10 protein-coding genes are annotated in these 14,843 nt (G+C 63.3%); 7 read left to right on the top strand and 3 right to left on the bottom strand.

Annotated features, from left to right (window positions below; genetic code table 11):
• Nucleotides 1-4: 4 nt before the first annotated feature.
• A complete protein-coding gene (locus tag IVA81_RS27685) occupies nt 5-772 on the bottom strand; it encodes an FCD domain-containing protein (protein ID WP_247323888.1) in 768 nt (255 codons plus the stop codon).
• Nucleotides 773-937: 165 nt separating this feature from the next.
• On the opposite strand from IVA81_RS27685, the gene IVA81_RS27680 reads away from it, so the two are divergent.
• Entirely contained in the window at nt 938-2,143 is a 1,206-nt protein-coding gene (locus tag IVA81_RS27680; RefSeq protein WP_247323886.1) for an ABC transporter substrate-binding protein, read from the top strand.
• Nucleotides 2,144-2,192: 49 nt separating this feature from the next.
• Here the strand turns inward: IVA81_RS27680 and IVA81_RS27675 are convergent, their stop codons facing one another.
• Nucleotides 2,193-5,249, bottom strand: a complete 3,057-nt coding sequence (locus tag IVA81_RS27675) for an adenylate/guanylate cyclase domain-containing protein (RefSeq protein WP_247323884.1) — start codon at nt 5,247-5,249, stop codon at nt 2,193-2,195.
• A 261-nt stretch (nt 5,250-5,510) separates the two neighbouring features.
• Here IVA81_RS27675 and IVA81_RS27670 point away from each other — a divergent pair, with 261 nt between their 5' ends.
• Both IVA81_RS27670 and IVA81_RS27665 read left to right on the top strand, forming a co-directional pair.
• Nucleotides 5,511-6,002: a hypothetical protein gene (locus IVA81_RS27670; protein WP_247323881.1), complete on the top strand. Its 492-nt coding sequence runs from the start codon at nt 5,511-5,513 to the stop codon at nt 6,000-6,002.
• Between the two features lie 316 nt (nt 6,003-6,318).
• Complete coding sequence (locus tag IVA81_RS27665; protein ID WP_247323880.1) at nt 6,319-6,456, top strand: hypothetical protein; 138 nt, start codon at nt 6,319-6,321, stop codon at nt 6,454-6,456.
• On the opposite strand, the gene IVA81_RS27660 is transcribed toward IVA81_RS27665, so the two are convergent.
• Nucleotides 6,453-9,704, bottom strand: a complete 3,252-nt coding sequence (locus IVA81_RS27660; RefSeq protein WP_247323879.1) for an outer membrane beta-barrel protein — start codon at nt 9,702-9,704, stop codon at nt 6,453-6,455. The genes IVA81_RS27665 and IVA81_RS27660 overlap by 4 nt on opposite strands.
• Nucleotides 9,705-11,023: 1,319 nt before the next feature.
• Here IVA81_RS27660 and IVA81_RS27655 point away from each other — a divergent pair.
• The 4 genes from IVA81_RS27655 to IVA81_RS27640 are packed head-to-tail and all read left to right on the top strand — an operon-like array spanning nt 11,024 to nt 14,822.
• Nucleotides 11,024-11,848, top strand: coding sequence for a metallophosphoesterase (locus IVA81_RS27655; protein ID WP_247323878.1), 825 nt, complete (start codon nt 11,024-11,026; stop codon nt 11,846-11,848).
• A gap of 6 nt (nt 11,849-11,854) precedes the next feature.
• Entirely contained in the window at nt 11,855-13,021 is a 1,167-nt protein-coding gene (locus IVA81_RS27650; RefSeq protein ID WP_247323877.1) for an ABC transporter ATP-binding protein, read from the top strand.
• The gene (locus IVA81_RS27645) at nt 13,018-13,947 is read left to right on the top strand and encodes a sugar ABC transporter permease (protein ID WP_247323876.1); all 930 of its coding nucleotides are present in this window, start codon (nt 13,018-13,020) and stop codon (nt 13,945-13,947) included. Before IVA81_RS27650 ends, IVA81_RS27645 begins: the two co-directional genes overlap by 4 nt.
• A gap of 50 nt (nt 13,948-13,997) precedes the next feature.
• Nucleotides 13,998-14,822, top strand: coding sequence for a carbohydrate ABC transporter permease (locus IVA81_RS27640; protein ID WP_247324318.1), 825 nt, complete (start codon nt 13,998-14,000; stop codon nt 14,820-14,822).
• Nucleotides 14,823-14,843: the final 21 nt, after the last annotated feature.

Below are 14,843 nucleotides of genomic sequence, written 5' to 3'. Positions count from 1 at the left end.
TGCGCTATCTGCGCCGGGCCGCCTGCGCGTGCTCCATGTACATGTGCTCGACCGAACGATCGAGCGAAGCGATCTTCTCGAAGCCGCGGCGCCAGTCCTGCAAATGCCGGCGCGTCCAGAGCACGCCGGCCTCGCGGTCGCGGTAGCGGATCGCGTCGATGAGATGGCGGTGCGCCGCGACGAGACGTGGGCCGCCTTCGGCGACACCGGTCACGATCATCTCGGTGGTCGGATAGAACAATTGCGCTGCGGGCTCGCGCGCGAGCTGGAGCACACGGTTCTGCGAGGCCTTGGCGACCAGAACGTGGAATTCGGCATCGCATTCGGCCAGCCTCGCGGGATCGCCGACCACGGCCTCGCTGCGCACGAGGTTGTCGTCGAGCTCGGCGAGATTGTCGTCGGTCGCGCGCTCCACCGCGCCCTCGATGCTGGCGACCTCCAGTGTCATGGAGGCCTCGTAGAGCTCGCGGAAAGTGACCTCGTGCAGGACCAGCGCGCGGCTGAGACGGCTTGCGAGCTTGCTGTAGCGCGGCAGGCAGGCGTGCAGGCGGCGGGAGGAATCGCGCCGGATCAGCCCGCCCTCCTCCAGCACACGGATCCCCTCACGGATGGTCGAGCGATTGACGCCGAACTGGCGGACCAAATCGTGCTCGGTGCCGATGGGATCGCCCGGCTTGATGCGGCCATTGACGATCTCGCGTTCGATGGCGTCGGCGACCTTCTGATAGGCCGGCGCGACATCGATCGGTCGGAAAAGCGGCGCGACAGGCAAATCGGTCTCCAATGGCGATTGTCGGACAAACTATAGAACCGGCCGGAGGACGCGTCAAACTGCGACAATTAGGCCCCATAGGCAACAAATTGACTCCTCCGGGACCGAGCTTTAACTTTGTCGGACAAAGGGACAAAATAGTCCCGCTCAAGAGGAAACGTATCCATGAGACCTATCGCAGCACTCGTGTCTGCGGCCGGCTTGCTGTCGGCTGCCCTGACTATCCCCGCTTCCGCCCAGCAGGCATCGCTCAAGATCGGCGTGCTCTCGGACTTCTCCTCCGTCTATTCCGACATTGGCGGCATGGGGAATGTCGAGGCGACCAAGATGGCGATCGAGGATTTCGGCGGCCAGATGTTCGGCAAGCCGATCGACATGGTCTCAGCCGACGTGCTCAACAAGCCCGACGTCGCCTCCACCATCGCCCGCAAATGGTGGGAGACCGAAGGCGTCGACATGATCATCGACCTGCCGACGTCGGCGACCGCGCTTGCCGTGATGGAGCTGTCGAAGCAGTACGAGAAGATCATGATCGTGACGGATGCGGCCAGCTCCGACATCACGGGGAAATCCTGCTCGCCCTACACCGCGCACTGGACCTACGACACCTACGCCAACGCCCACACCGTCGGCAGCGCCATCGTCAAGAACGGCGGCGACACCTGGTTCTTCCTCACCGCCGACTACGTGTTCGGCCATTCGGTCGAGCGCGACACCGGCGATGTCGTGAAGGCCGCCGGCGGCAAGGTGCTGGGCAGCGTCAAGCATCCGCTCAATACGGCGGATTTCTCGTCATTCCTGCTCCAGGCCCAGGCCTCCAAGGCCAAGATCATCGGCCTTGCCAATGGCGGCGGCGACACCATCAACGCGATCAAGCAGGCAGGCGAGTTCGGCATCGTCGCCGGCGGCCAGAACCTGGCCGCGATCGTGATGTTCATCTCCGACGTGCACAGCCTGGGGCTAAAGCTCGCGCAAGGCCTGATCATCACCGAGGCCTATTACTGGGATCTCAACGACAAGACCCGCGCCTTCGGCAAGCGCTTCCTGGAGCGCGTCAAGCGCATGCCGACGATGAACCAGGCCGCGACCTACAGCGCGACACTGCATTACCTCAAGGCCGTCCAGGCCGCCGGCACCAAGGACACCAAGACGGTGATGGCGAAGATGCGCGAGCTGCCGGTGCGCGACGCCTTCACCGACAACGGCACCCTGCGCGAGGACGGCCGCATGGTGCACAGCATGTACCTGTTTCAAGTGAAGAAGCCGGAGGAATCGAAGGGGCCGTGGGATTACTACAAGTTGCTCGCCGAAGTGCCCGCCGACCAGGCGTTTCGGCCGCTGAAGGATGGCGGCTGCCCGCTGGTGAAGTGAGGCCCATATCGGCCGCGGCGGCGTTATCGCGAACCCGGGCGGGACGGAGTCAGGTCAGCTCGTCGCCTCGCGCCAGCATCCCGGCCAGCATCGCCTCGGCCTTGCTCTGGAGTGGCTGCGCGCCGCTTTCGGAAGCGATCGTGACCACCGCGCGCAGGGCGGCAAGGATCGCGGCCTTGTTCGCCTCGCCTGAGGGAGGCGTCACGACGGCCTCACCGAACAGGGCTTCGGCCTCGAGGCCGGAAAACCCTTGCTGGCGGGCGGTGTTGCGCGCCTCGCGCAGCATGTTCTGCGCCGCCTGGACGTCGCCGAGGCGGGAGGTCGCGAGCGCAAGGTAGATCGAGCTGCGCAGCACCGCCGAGGTATAGCCGACCGCCTTCGCCTCCTCGCGCGCCTCGGCCAGCATGCCGCGCGCCCGGTCGAACAGACCCTGCTCCAGATAGGCGATGCCGAGGTGGCAGGCGAGCACCGGCACGAACAGCCGGATGCCGTGCTTCTGCGCAAGGACAAAGCCGTCTTCGAGAATGGCGGCGGCCGCAGCGGGATCGTTCTGACCGAGCTTCAGCCAGCCGCCGCTGTAGGCGGCAGCGACGCGGTCGTAGGGACGGCCCGTCTCCTCGGCGATCGCGGAAGCCTCGCGCTGGAGCTGCTCGGCGGCCTCGAGCTCGCCCATGACGGTGTGGGTGATGCTGTTCATCATGCAGCAGAGGAGGAGCAAGGAGCGCGGCGTGGTGCCGATCGGAACACTCGCGGCCTCACCCGCAAGCTGGATGCGGGCCGCAGCCAGCATATTCCGGGCGCTTTGGTAGCGGCCGGACAGAAAATAGGCCTGTCCGAGACTGTATTGCGCGAGATTGCGCGAGCCGGGATTGCCCGAGCTTTCCGCCAGATGCACGACGTCTTCGCCGATCACGACGGCCTCGACCGGCGTGCCATAGAAGTTCTGCGCGCCCGCCCGCATCGTCATGGCCGCGACCTTGCGTCCAATGTCATTGATCGCATCGGCACGTCGCTCGGCTTCCCGTCCCAGATCCAGAGCCTCGGCGACGCGTCCCGATCCGGCGAAGGCCAAACGCGCCTCCATCCGGAGATCGATGGCGTCCGCCTCTCGTGCGTCCGTCACTGGGGTCTTGTCGAGCGATCCCATCGCGATCTCGAAATAATCGACCGCGTCGGCATAGGCCGAACGCGCCAGGCATTTCCGAGCGGCGCTCCTGCCATGGTGAAACGCCTTCTGCCAATTCTTCGCCCGCGTCGCGTGATAGCAGAGCGCGTCCGGACCATCGGCCCATGCCTCATCTTCCTCGAGAGCGGCGAGAATGCTGACATGGATGCCTTCGCGCACCTTTTCGACCATGGAATCGTAGGTCACCTGCCGGACCATCTCGTGCCGGAATTCGAGCGAGTCCTCCAACTCGCTATCGATCCTGACGAGCAGCTCGGCCCGATCGAGCGCGGTGAGGCACTCCTGCAGGACGTCTTCCGGCAAGGCCGCGACTTTTCGCAAGATGGCCTGGTTGGTTCGAGGTCCAAGCGCCGCGGCGATCTGGAGAAGCGACCGTTCCTGTCGTGACACCCGGTCCAGCCGCGCCGCGATCACGCCCTGAATGCTGCTGGGGATGCCGAGCTCGTCGACGGGACGTGCCAGGGAAAGGTCGCCCCACTGCCCCAGGAGCATGCCGTTGTCCTTCAGGCTTCGGCAGACTTCCTCGATGAACAACGGCACGTTGGCCGTATGAGAGATGATCCGGTTCTTCAGGTCTTCGTGCGTCGTGGCGGGGCCGAGCATCTCCGCGAGCATGGCGAGGCCCGAATCGTCGTCGAGCGGCTGCATCGCCACGATTTCTGCGTGGCAGCGCGCGATCCACACCGGCATCCCATTGGGCCGCGTCGTCAGCAGCACCAGCAGACCGGGGATTTGCAGCGCGGCAAGAGTGGCCACGACCGTGTCGCTGGCCCGGTCGATCCAATGCAGATCTTCGATCAGAAGGATCGTCGGCTGGCGACGGGCGATGCTTTCAACGATTGCGCAGCTCGCGTCTGAGATCGCGCGGCCGCGGGCGTGAGGCTCCAGTTCGTCCCATTGTGGATCGGAAATGGGCAGGTCCAGGACCGCGTCAATCGCCCGCTGCTGCACCCACGGCAGCGCGTCTCTAGGGGCGTCGGTCCTAGCCTGATCTCTAGCAGCTCCATCGAGAATCGAAAGCAACAGGCGCTTGAGGGTGCTGTACGGTGCACCCTGGAGATTCGGGCTACACTCGGCATCGACCAGCCGCCAGCCGCCAGCCCGAAGGTCCTGCGCGAACTCATGCGCTAGCCGCGACTTGCCAATACCGGCGTCACCCATCAGCAGAACCGTCTGCCGACTGTCACTGACCCTTTCCGCCGCGCGCCACAACAAGGCCCGTTCCGTCGTGCGGTCGACGAACCGGGAAACGCTGCGCGCACGTCGGACCCGCCAGCTCGACAGATCGCTTGCACCCATGACCCGGTACACGGGCATCGGCTCGCCAAAACCCCGGAGCGCCTTGCGGCCCAGGAATTCGAAGCGGACGTGGCCGTCCGCGAGCTTCTGACAGGCCTCGGAGACGTAGATCTGGTTCGCTTCGGCCGCCGCTTCCAGTCGTGCGGCCAGATGCTGAGCGGCGCCGCCGATCTCGTAGACTTTGGAAAATTCGCTGGAGACCATGTAAGCAACCACATGGCCGGAGTGGAGGCCGACCCGGACCTGAAGTCCGGGATCACCCAGGCCGCCAACGCGCCGAACAAGCTCGATGGCTGCATGGCAGGCCAGCGGCGCATGGTTGTCGTCGGCGATCGGGGCGCCGAACACCGCGGCCAACCCGTCACCAAGCTCCTTGCTGACGATGCCGCCGAACTGACGCACCGCGCCTCGCATGGCCGCAAGCGCCGGCTCGAGGCGCGACACCGCCGCCTCGGGCTCCAGCTCGGCAACAAGACCCGTGGAATCGACGACGTCGGCGCGCAGAATTGTCACGAACCGTCGTTCGCTATCGGGATCAACGCGTTGACGGACCGCCGCCCCGCATTTGGAGCACCAGCTGTCGCCCGGACCGATCGCCGACTGACACGCGAAGCAATGCATTCCAGCGCCTTCAAAAGACTGCCTCTGCAGCCCTCGCACCAACACCCGCGAGACGTTCGATCTACATTACCCACAGGGGAATGCATGGCAATTGGGCTTGCGGGATATGCGATGTTACCGGATGGTGGCTGTCTGGACGACGTACAGTCGTGGGTGGTAGCGTGGCTGCACACAACAAATTGTGTGATCGGCCGCCCGTCGCGCGTATTTGCGGCCAGACGCTATGGTTTTTGACAAACAGACATATCGAGGAAAGAGGCGATGGCCGGACTGGTATATAGCGGCAAGGCATTTCGAGATTTGATGAACGCCAATTACTACCCCCTGGCGAACATGAAGAGGAGCGTCGCCAAGCTCAAGGCATCCGACGACATCGACCTGCCGACCCTGGAATACGGCCAATACCACCTGATCCTGAACCCACCCTCGAACTGGCCGCAGGGAAGCGCCAAGTACTGGCACAAGGAGAAGGGCCGGGCCCGCGTCGACCTCAGCACCCAGCCGAACACCGTCCCTCTCTCCAAGGACGAACCCGGCGTCATCCCGCTGACGCGATGCGACCTGCTCGATGCCTGCGTCCGGAAGTGCTTCAACTCCGAGCCGCCGATCCCGATGAAGACGAAGATCATCACCCACGCAGCCAGCGATGCCTATGCCCACCGGCACGAAATCCGGCTGGAGTGGGAGTACAAGAAGGGCTCGGACAAGCCGACGCTACTCAACCTGACGATGGTCTGCCCGCACAGGTCGTGATCCTTCGACCGCATCTGGCGCGATCAAGCGAACAGCCATCATCACCTCTCGCCCGCGCCACTGGCACGCGGGAGGCATCGATCAGGTAATCTTGCCCGTTCGATCGCCTTGCCGGCCCACCGGTGGTGTCGAGCCGTCCGTGGCGAACGCCGCCGTCAGCTTCGTGTCAGTCCAGAGCTGTCGCCGCAGCCGCGAGCGCATCGCGCCTGTCTCATGTCATGGGCCCGCCGCACGAAGATGATCGGCTGCTCCCCACTGTGCGCGAGTGGTCTTTCGCGGAAGGCCGGCCGTCGCGCCGGTTGGACAGGAGCGGCCGATGCCCTTTGGACTGCTGGAGGTCGAAGGCACCATCGAGGTCAAGCAGTTCTGGCAGGGAAGGCGAGAGGGCAGTTTTGAGGGGCGTCGTTTTGGCGGCAAACGCGACTTGCATTCGCGCTTGCCGCCGGGCTTCTAGTCGCAATAGCAGAAGCCGTAGACCGCGCCGATCTTGGCCATGTGGAAGTCTGCACTGGTCTTGCGCGACGTGCTGTCCGCGTTGGACCTGAGAATGGTCGTCGCGCCCTGGATCTGCGTGCTCGAGCTGGTACGTGTCTCGCTGCGGTCGATGTCGAAATGCATGTAGCGATATTCGCCGCGCAGCGACCATCGTTGAGTCAGCTTGAACTCGCCGCCCGCGCCAGCCGTATAGCCCGCCACCCACTTGCCGTTGGGTCCGTTGACGTTGCCGGGGTCGGGAAAGGTGAAATGGCCCAGCGCCAGGCCGCCGAGACCATAGAGCATCAGCTTCGGGGTGACGAGATAGCCGGCCCGGCCGATCACTCCGACGTTCGAACGCAGTTGCTCGCTGGCCTGCATCGTCGTCGTATTGGCACCTGTGGCCACGACGCCGTTGAGAACTTGACGGGTGTTGCTCGTTTGCTCGCCGGTCGTCTTGAAGGCAACATCCGAGAACAGCGTGCCTTCGATCTGACCGCCGGCCACGATATTGCCGGCCCGCCAATTGTAGCCTGCGAACAGATCGACCATCGAGCCCGTCGTGTCGCCGACGGCACTGCCGCGGTTCGTCGTGTTGCTGACGAAATCCGTCGTCATCACGGCGCCGGTGAAATTCTGCTGGGCAGAGTCTGCAGTGGAGGCGAGGATTTGTCGGGCGCGACCTGCGCCGGCGGCGAAATAGGCGCCGAGATAAGGTCCTGCCCAGTGGTCGCTGGGTGCGCCGGGCAGCGCCGCCATGGCCGAGCGGGGTCCTCCTTCACCGAACCGGTAGACCATACCGATCCTTCCGGTGTGGAAGTCAGCATTGATCTGACGGGTGGTGCTGTCGGTGGACGAAGAGGTGCTGGAGGATCCCGTCGATTGCGTGCTCGATGCGAAGCTGCTGGTTTCGTTGCGGCTGAAGCCGTAATGCGTGTAGCGATATTCGCCGCGCAGCGACCAGTTGCCTGTGAGCTTCACCTCGCCGCCAGCGCCTAACGTGTAGCCGGCCACCCACTTGCCGTTGGCATCGCCGCGGCTGAAGTCCCCGTCAGGGTAGGTGAAATGTCCCAGTGCCAGTCCGCCGAGGCCGTAGAGCAGCACGTCCGGCGTCACCAGATAACCGGCCCGGCCGATCAGGCCGACGTTCGAACGCAGCTGCTGTTGGGTTCGGTTGGCGGCGGTTTGCGTACCTGAAGTCGTCGAGGTGACAGCTCCATTCGAGGTATCAACGGAGGAGAATGTCTGAGGGCCGATGGTCTTGAACGTAACGTCGGAAAAGACCGAGCCTTCGATCTGGCCTCCGGCCACGACATTGCCGGCGCGCCAATTGTAGCCCGCGAAAAGGTCGACCATCGAGCCGGTCACGTCGCCGACGGGACGGCCGGCCGTCGATTGGGTACCGGTGGACGTCGTGGTCCCGACGAAGGTGAAAGTGCTCGTGCTGCTGCTGTTGCCCGCGATGCTTTCCGCGGCACGTCCGGCGCCGGCGCCGAAATAGGCACCGATATAAGGTCCCGCCCAGCCGTCGTTCCAGGCCGCGCCCGGCAGTGCCGCCATCGCCGACCGCGGACCTGACGCGCCGAATTGATAAACCAGACCGACCTTGCCGACGTGGAAATCGGCGTCGATATGCCGCCCGTTGACGGTGCTGTTGGTGGACGTGGTGGTACCACCACCCGATACGGACGTCTGCGAGTTGCCTGACGGCTCGTTGCGGTCGTATCCGAAATGCATATAGCGGTATTCGCCGCGCAGCGACCAGTTGTCCGTCAGCTTGACCTCGCCGCCGGCGCCCGCGACATAACCGGCCACCCACTTGCCGTTCTTGCCGCCAACGCGCACTTCGGAATCTGGATAACTGTCGGGATAGGTCAGATGTCCCAGCGCGAGGCCGCCGAGGCCATAAAGCAGCACATTCGGTGTCACCAGATAACCGGCCCGGCCGACCACGCCGACGTTCGACCGCAACTGCTGCCGGTCTTCGATGCTGTTCGTCCCTGAATTGGTCGAGGTAACGACGCCGTTGTTGCTCGAAGCCGAGCTGAATGCCTCGTTGCCGACCGTCTTCGTGGTGACGTCGCTGAACAGGGTGCCTTCGATCTGCCCGCCAACCACGACATTGCCGCTTCGCCAGTTGTAGCCCGCGAAGAGATCGACCATCGACCCCGTCATATCGCCGGCGAGATTGCCGAATCCCGACTGCGTACTTGCCGACGTCCCGCCGGGGATGCTGACGCTGCCTTCGTTGTCGGATCTCGTGGAGGTCTGCCTTGCGCGCCCGGCGCCGGCGCCGAAGTAAGCACCGACATAAGGACCAGCCCAGCTGTCGCCCCAGGCGGTTGCGGATGGAGTCCCGCGTCCTACCGGAGGTATCGCCGCCATTGCGGAGAGCGGTCCGGCGTCGCCGAATTGGTAGACCAGACCGATCTTGGCAAGGTGGAAATCGGCATTTGTATGTGTCGAAGAGGATTCGCTGCTGGTCGACACAAAAGTGGTTGCGCCCGTCGCCGAGCTGGTCGTTCCGCCGGCGGCTGCGCTCCGATTGAAGCCGAAATTCAAGTACCGGTATTCGCCGCGAAGCGACCAATTGCCGGTCAGCTTCAATTCGCCGCCGGCGCCGACCGTGTAGCCCGCCACCCATTTGCTATTGTCGCCGCCGAACGGATCGGCGCTGTCGGCAAAGGTAAAGTGACCAAGCTCGAGGCCGCCGAGTCCATAAAGCAGCAGATCCGGACGCGCGAGAAAACCGAGCCGGCCGATCAGACCAACCCGCGAGCGCAGCTGCTGGTTGCTCTGCACAGTCGCCGAGCCGGCGGCGGTCCCCGTCACCACGCCAAGCAGCACGTTGGTGCTGACACTGTTGAACGTCTGGTTACCGAACGGCTTCAAGGCGACATCGGAAAAGATCGTGCCTTCAACCTGCCCGCCCGCGACGATATGCCCGGCCTGCCAATTATATCCCGCAAACAGGTCGACCATCGAACCGGTCACGTCGCCCGAAAGATTGCTTGCAGTCGTCCCAAGCAGGCTCGAGTTCGACGTGACCACGCCAGCGGTCGTCGAAACAGAGCTGCTGCTGAAAGAGCCGGTCGATGATTCCTTCACACGTCCGGCACCGGCGCCGAAATAAGCGCCGATATAGGGCCCTGCCCAGCTATCGGTCCAGGCCGGCCTCGGCGGCGCCTTCACAGTCAGGTCGGCGGCTAAAGCTCCCACAGAAATCATGACCGAAGCGCCGGCCAACGAAGCGCTCGTCAGTGATGTCAGCCTTTTCACCCCAACCCCCAATTCCAATTCCAATTCCAATTCCAATTCCACAATTCCAAAACAAGCAAATGTTACCGGAGGGCGAAATGAAAAGCCGTGGCGCGCGTACAACAATTTGACATTTTTCGGAGGGGCGAGCAGCCGCTAAGTCATTGAAATACAATCTGGATGCGGCAGGTTGTCGCGCCCTGAAGGTGCAACTTGGTGGCCCGGGTGGGACCGTGAGACCGGCGGACCATCCATCCGGCCCTCGAGATGCTGGAGTCCGCGGGCGGGCGAACAGCGCCTCCCAGTGATACTTCAATCGGTGAACGCGCGCCGCCGGTGACATAATGCAAGAGGCGGCAGCGTGACGCTGATCAAGCGAATGGCGAGGCGATGCATTCAATTGGTTTGCGATGAGATCACCTCTCGCCAAGCCAATCCGGTCGGTAACTCAGGCGCGCCTTGCGTTGCACGAGCGCGACGGCATCGTCCACAAAGGCCGCGACTGCATCACAAACAAAAATGGCCCGCATCATGCGGGCCATTTTCGTATCGGATCCGGTCGATCCGAATTTGGTTGCGGGGAGGCGCAACCACCGATACCGACATCCGGTTCAGGTGGCGATCTAACTAATTGGCCGCACCTCCTTTCTGCATTCAACCTCGATCGGGATGAGCTTTGCCACGCTTCGATCGTTTGATCTCTCCTTCAAACCTACGCTCGCAAGCTACGGTGTACTGCGGCTCGGAATATTGACCCCTTTCGGCTTCCAACAAGGACCCCAGCACCTGCCTTAATGCCAAATGGATTTGGGCGCTTGCTGAGTATGCGGTGGTCAACCTTGAGCGCCGGTCGGGGGTCAATAGCCACGCCGATCCACACTCAAGGCCGGACGCGGTCCGCGCCTGGTGCCAATGTTAGATGAGTTCTCCCTCGCGTGCGGCGAAAAGGAACGGCATCGGAGTGCCCGGGGTAGGCTTTTTCTCATCGAGCTGCTCGTTCGCAGCCGCTGTGGGGTAGTCTTACCACGGCCGAACCCCAGTGCAGTGATCGAAACCGCCGTCCAGACTTCGGACTTGAAATTACATTTGTCACCGTTGTTGTTCATATGTATATTCGAAAATATTCAATCCGCTTAGCGATGTCATCAGGGGAGGAGAGCCAAAACCTCAGATCCCACGATTGCAATCACCGCCAAGTCCGCGCGGCGAGGAGCAGCGCGTTCGATTCGAGCGAGAGACCGCTGCGCGGTCGACGCAAGGCGTGACACGCGACCCATAGCAGAGGCGTCATGGTCCGAGTTGTTCAGATTTCCGATACGCATCTCAGCCCAAGCAAGCAGCACTTCGAGGCAAACTGGGCGCCCCTTGCATGCTGGATCGCGCAACACAAGCCAGATCTCGTCATACATACTGGCGACGTGACGGTCGATGCGGCCGATCAAGAGACCGACGCGGCATATTGCGCGGCCCAACTGGCCTCGCTCGGCGTCCCGGTCGTGGCGGTTCCCGGAAATCATGATGTCGGCGAGGTCGGCAATCCGCACCAGCCGGTGAATGAGGAGCGGCTCGATCGTTTTCGCCGCCACTTCGGTGACGACCGCTGGCTACGCGATGTGGACGGCTGGCGCCTGATCGGGCTCAATTCGATGATCTTCGGCGGCGGACCCGAGGAGGCGCGGCAGACCCAATGGCTCGAGGCCGCGATGGCCGATGCTGCGGGACGTCGCATTGCCTGGTTCACGCACCGGCCACTCTTTATAGAGTCACCGACCGAGGCCGACACTGGTTACTGGTCGGTCAAGCCGGAGCCGCGCCGGGCCCTTCTCAATTTGCTGCATCGCTATCGGGTCGAGATCGTGGCAAGCGGACATCTGCATCGCTGGCACGAAATTCGGTTGAACGGCACGCACTACGTTTGGGGGCCGGCGGCCGGCTTTCTGGTCGGTGAGAAATTGGCGCCACCGATGGGCGGCACCGCGCGGCTTGGAGCAGTGATCTACGACATCGACGGCGAAAATATCGACGTAAGCATTCGTCCGGTGCCAGGCCTTACCGATTACTGGATCGACGACGTGGTGCACGAGGTCTATCCGCCGCGTGAAGCTGAGGCGTGATCTGCGATGGCCGGCCTCACATTGCGCGGTATCCGGAAGACTTTCGGCGACACGGCCGTCCTCAACGACATCGATCTCGATATTGCGGACGGCGAGTTTCTGACGCTGGTTGGCCCCTCCGGATGTGGCAAGTCGACACTCCTGCGCATCATCGCCGGCCTCGAATCGCAGGATCGCGGCTCGGTGTCGATCGGCGGGACCTCGGTCGACCATTTGCGGCCTCACGAACGCAGAATCGCCATGGTGTTCCAGAATTACGCGCTCTATCCCCACATGTCGGTGTTCGACAATATGGCGCTGCCGCTCACCATGACACGCCTCAACCTGTTCGAGCGCCTGCCCTTGATGCGTCATCTGTCGCCCCGCCGCAGGCGCGTCATGGACGAGATCGCGCGTGAGGTCCGGGCCGTCGCGGAGCAGCTTCGCATCGAGACGTTCTTTCACCGCCGTCCTGGACAGCTTTCGGGCGGGCAGCGGCAGCGCGTCGCGCTCGGCCGCGCCATGGTGCGTCATCCGCAAGCTTTCCTGATGGATGAGCCGTTGTCGAATCTCGACGCCAAGCTGCGTGTGCACATGCGCGGCGAGCTGACCGAGCTGCACGCGCGTCTCGGCGTCACGATGATCTACGTGACACACGATCAGATAGAGGCGATGACGATGTCTGATCGCCTTGCCGTGATGGATCACGGCGACATACTCCAACTCGGCACACCCGCCGACGTCTATGACCGGCCCGCCACGACCGCGGTCGCGCAGTTCATCGGCAGTCCGGCGATCAATCTATTTCCGGCCCGTGTGGGCCCCGGCGGCCAGGTCGAGCTGCTCGGCCGGACGCTGCCGATCGATGTTCGCAACGTGCCGGCTCCGGAACTGACGGTCGGGGTGCGTCCGGAAGCGATGCGGATCGGAGGCGGCCCGTGCGCCGTCACGTGCAGGTTCCGGCGCCGCGAAAATCTCGGCTCCGAAAGCATCCTTCACTTCGACCTCGTGGCCTCTCCGGAGGTGGCGGTACTCTGTCGGATCGACAATGGCATGCCCATTCCCGAGGGCGAGGTCACGCTCGCCTTCGAGCCACGGGATTGTCACGTGTTCGACAACAATGGCCGCCGCATCGAGGTGGAAAGCCGCAATGCGGCCAGCCGCGACGTACGCCGCGCGAGCGAGGTCCGATGACCACGGCCACGGCTCAAATCACTCCGCTCGACGCGGCGCCGCCAGCCAGCCGCCAGCGATGGATCGAACGGTTCGCGGGCCTGGGCTTTGCAGCACCGGCCTTCATCCTGTTGGTCCTGACGAACTTGGCGCCGCTGGCTGCTCTCGCATTTCTCAGCTTCACCAACTACGAGCTGGGCGCGCTCGATTTCTCGTTCGTCGGCCTCAAAAACTTCAGCGCGGCGCTGCAGGATTCCGTAGTTCGCCGATCGGTGACCAACACGCTGCTCTACGTGGCGATTGTCGTGCCCGGCGGCGTCCTGATCTCGCTGCTCGTCGCAATCCTGATCCACCAGCGCAAGCGCACGCGCAGCCTCTATGAGGTCATCTATTTTCTCCCCGTCACCTCGACGCTCATCGCAATGGCCACGATGTGGCAGTTCCTGCTGCACCCGACGCTGGGGCTCATCAATCAGGCTCTCAAGGGGCTGGGTTTCGCCGAGACGGCATTCCTGAGCGATCCGCGCCTCGTCATTCCGACGCTCGCGGCGATCGGCATCTGGCAGCTCGTTGGGTTCAACATGGTGCTGTTCCTCGCCGGCCTCTCGGCGATCCCTCGCGACCTCTATGAGGCCGTCGACATCGACGGCGCGAGCCATCCCATTGATCGCTTCCTGAAAGTGACCTGGCCGATGCTCGGTCCGACGACGATGTTCGTGACCGTGACGACGTTCATCACGGCGTTCAAGATCTTCGACACGGTCGCGGTGATGACGCGTGGCGGTCCTGGAGGCGCATCCGAGGTGCTCCTGTATGCCATCTACCTGGAGGGGTTTCAGTACTTTCACATGAGCTATGCGGCGACACTCACGCTGGTCTTCCTCGCGTTCACCCTGGTGTTTTCGGTGCTGCAGACCTTCATCCTCGACCGACGGGTGCACTATTGATGCGCACATCGACCACGATCGCTCGCCCGCCCACGCCAGTGGCGATCCGGATGCGGCGCCTCGTGTCGCTTGCGCTCGTCCACGCGGTGCTGATCGGCGGCGCGGTCTTCATGTTGCTGCCGTTCGTCTTCATGCTGACCAGCGCGATCAAGCCTCCGGGCGAGATCTTCGAGGCGACGTTCCGGCTCTGGCCCCGCCAGTTCTATGGTTGGCAGAACTTCGAATCTGCCTTGAGCACCGCGCCGCTGCTGCGCTTCCTGCTCAACGGTCTCATCGTCTGCGGCGGCATCCTCGTCGTCCAGCTGCTAGTCGCCATTCCCTGCGCCTATGCGCTCGCCAAGCTGAGGTTTCCGGGACGGCCGATCCTGTTTTCGCTGGTCCTGCTCGGACTCTGCATTCCGGTCCAGGCGCCTTCGCTCCCGCTTTACATCGCGTTCGCCGAGCTCGGCATCCTCAACACCTACCTCTCGATGATGATGCCGTTCTTCCTGTCAGTATTCGCGATCTTCCTGTTCCGCCAGTTCTTCAAGTCCTATCCGGACGAGATCATCCAGGCCGCGAGGCTGGACGGCGTCGGCGAGTTCGAGATCGTGTGGCGCATCGTCGTGCCGAGCGCCTGGCCGGCCATCGCGGCGTTTTCGATCTTCTCAGTCGTGGCACACTGGAACGACCTGTATTGGCCGCTCATCGTCGTCTCCGACACCAAGCTCGCGACGCCGCCGCTCGGCATGATGTATTTCGCCGATTCCGAGTTGGGCTCGAATTACGGGGCGCTCGCCGCCGGCGCCACCATCATCACAGCGCCACTGGTCATCGCGTTCCTGATCGCGCGGCGGCGTTTCATTGCTGGCATCACGATGACCGGAATCAAATGACTTCAACCACTGCCAGGGGAG

Source organism: Bradyrhizobium sp. 141 (genome assembly GCF_023074055.1).
Lineage (GTDB): Bacteria > Pseudomonadota > Alphaproteobacteria > Rhizobiales > Xanthobacteraceae > Bradyrhizobium.
This window is presented reverse-complemented; position numbering and strand designations above follow the sequence as displayed.

Bases quoted from the DNA above. Each gene is read 5' to 3' on its own strand.
- IVA81_RS27680 (WP_247323886.1), top strand. From the start codon at position 938: ATGAGACCTATCGCAGCACTCGTGTCTGCGGCCGGCTTGCTGTCGGCT.
- IVA81_RS27675 (WP_247323884.1), bottom strand. From the start codon at position 5,249: ATGCATTGCTTCGCGTGTCAGTCGGCGATCGGTCCGGGCGACAGCTGG.
- IVA81_RS27670 (WP_247323881.1), top strand. From the start codon at position 5,511: ATGGCCGGACTGGTATATAGCGGCAAGGCATTTCGAGATTTGATGAAC.
- IVA81_RS27665 (WP_247323880.1), top strand. From the start codon at position 6,319: ATGCCCTTTGGACTGCTGGAGGTCGAAGGCACCATCGAGGTCAAGCAG.
- IVA81_RS27660 (WP_247323879.1), bottom strand. From the start codon at position 9,704: ATGATTTCTGTGGGAGCTTTAGCCGCCGACCTGACTGTGAAGGCGCCG.
- IVA81_RS27655 (WP_247323878.1), top strand. From the start codon at position 11,024: ATGGTCCGAGTTGTTCAGATTTCCGATACGCATCTCAGCCCAAGCAAG.
- IVA81_RS27650 (WP_247323877.1), top strand. From the start codon at position 11,855: ATGGCCGGCCTCACATTGCGCGGTATCCGGAAGACTTTCGGCGACACG.
- IVA81_RS27645 (WP_247323876.1), top strand. From the start codon at position 13,018: ATGACCACGGCCACGGCTCAAATCACTCCGCTCGACGCGGCGCCGCCA.
- IVA81_RS27640 (WP_247324318.1), top strand. From the start codon at position 13,998: ATGCGGCGCCTCGTGTCGCTTGCGCTCGTCCACGCGGTGCTGATCGGC.